This is a genomic window from Cereibacter changlensis JA139 (genome assembly GCF_003034985.1).
Taxonomy (GTDB): domain Bacteria; phylum Pseudomonadota; class Alphaproteobacteria; order Rhodobacterales; family Rhodobacteraceae; genus Cereibacter; species Cereibacter changlensis.
Map to the genome: position 1 here is coordinate 1 of NZ_PZKG01000294.1, position 2,076 is coordinate 2,076.

The 2,076-nt window shown below is 73.7% G+C and carries 2 protein-coding genes; both read left to right on the forward strand.

What is annotated here, in order from left to right:
- Positions 1 to 169 precede the first annotated feature (169 nt).
- Positions 170 to 1,216 (forward strand): Gfo/Idh/MocA family protein, encoded by a 1,047-nt coding sequence (locus C5F48_RS23370; RefSeq protein WP_258186566.1) that lies wholly within the window; start codon positions 170 to 172, stop codon positions 1,214 to 1,216.
- 180 nt (positions 1,217 to 1,396) lie between these two features.
- On the forward strand, positions 1,397 to 2,076 hold a 680-nt coding region (locus C5F48_RS23375; protein WP_146170740.1), incomplete at its 3' end, for an NAD(P)/FAD-dependent oxidoreductase.

A 2,076-nucleotide genomic window follows, 5' to 3' on the forward strand; every position in this document is an offset into this window, starting at 1 on the left:
GCAAGCCCGAGATCTACATGCGCGGCATCCGCGAGGCGATCGAGGCGGTGGCCGACGGCCGGCTCGACCCCTGGCCGCTGCTGACCCACAGCTATCCGCTCGATCAGCTCGACGTGGCGCTGGACGCGACGCGCGACCGGCCCGAAGGCTTCATGAAGGCGATCATCCTGTGCAACTGACCCTGCCCGAGACCGCGCGCGCCCTGACCACGCGCCGCCCGCGGCTGGCCTTCGTCGGGCTCGGCTGGATCGGCCGGCACCGGATGGAGGCGATCCGCGCCGCCGACCTCGTCGACATCGTGGCGCTGGCCGACCCGGACCCGGCGGCGGTGGAGACGGCGCTTGCCCTCTCGCCGGAGGCGCGCAGCGGGTCGGGGCTTGCCGATGTGCTGGACCTGCAACCCGACGGCGTCGTCATCGCCACGCCCAGCGCCCGGCATGCGGCAGAGACCATCGCCGCGCTGGAGGCGGGCTGCGCCGTGTTCTGCCAGAAGCCGCTGGGTCGCAGCGCCGGCGAGGTGCGGCAGGCGGTGGAGACCGCGCGCCGGGTGGACCGGCTGCTGGCGGTCGATCTCTCCTACCGCGAGACGGCGGCGCTCAGGGCGATCCCGCCGCTGGCGGCGCGGGAGCTCGGCCGGGTCTTCGCGGTGGACGCCACCTTCCACAACGCCTACGGGCCGGACAAGCCCTGGTTCTACGACCGGGCGCTGTCGGGCGGCGGCTGCCTGATGGATCTCGGGGTGCATCTGCTGGACATGGCGCTGCGCCCCTTGGGCTATCCCGAGGTGACCGGGGTCGAGGCGCATCTCTTTGCCCAAGGCCGCCCCGCCACCTCGGCGGATGTCGAGGATTACGCCGTGGCGACGCTGCGGCTGGCGGGCGGCGGCGTCATCCGGCTGGCCTGCTCGTGGAAGCTGCAGGCCGGCTGCGACGCGGTGATCTCCTGCGACTTCCACGGCACCGAAGGCGGCGCCTCGATGCGCAACCTCGAGGGCTCGTTCTATGATTTCGAGGCCTACCGGCACCACGGCAACCGGACCGAACAGCTGACCGCCGGCCCCGACGACTGGGGCGGCCGCGCCGCCGTAAACTTCGCGCGCAGGCTGGCCGATGGCCAGCGCTTCGACCCGGCGGCGGAAGAGCTCGTCGGGCTGCACGACTGCATCGACCGGATCTACGCCGCCGCCGATCTCGCCGCCTGCCGCGACCCGGCGTGACCGGGCGCGGGTGAGGACGGACCGGAACATCCGCCTCCCCGGCAGGTTCAGCACCGGACCGGCGCGGGGAGCTTCTCCGGCGGGACCATCACCCAGAGGAGAAACCGGATATCCTGACCCATCCTGCGGCCCGCGCCACCGCCCCGATGCCCGCGCGCCCGGTCCTGCGGAGGCCCCGCCATGCGCGCTCCTGAGCCGTTCGACTGTCTCGTCATCGGCGGCGGCCCGGCCGGGCTGACGGCGGCGATCTATCTCGCGCGGTTCCGCCGGAAGGTCGCGCTCGTCGACTCCGGCCAGAGCCGCGCCGCGCTGATCCCGCGCTCGCACAACCACCCGGGCTATCCGGACGGCATCCGCGGCGTCTCGCTGCTGGCGCAGATGCGCGAGCAGGCGGCCCGCTTCGGCGTGACCCCGGTCGACGCCGAGGTGACCGGGGCGCAGCGCGACCGCGACGGCGGCTTCCTGCTGCGGGCGGGGGAGGACAGCTTTGCCGCTCCGCATCTGGTGCTGGCGACCGGGGTCAGGGACCATGTGCCGCCGGTCTCCGACCCGCTGCGCCACGTGCGCGAAGGGCTGATCCGGCAATGCCCGGTCTGCGACGCCTATGAGGTGATCGATCGCCCCGTCGCCATCATCGGCGCCGGGGCCTGCGCGGCGGGCGAGGCGCTGTTCCTGCGGCACTACACCGCCGATCTGGTGCTGCTGACGCTGGGCAAGCCGCTGAAGCTGGAGGCGGAGACCCGCGCCCGGCTGCAGGCGGCGGGCGTCGGCATTGTCGAGGCGCCGCTGGTCGGAATGGATTTCCAGGAGGACGGCGTGCAGGTCCGGCTGGCCGGGGAGCCGCCCCGCCGCTTCGCCGC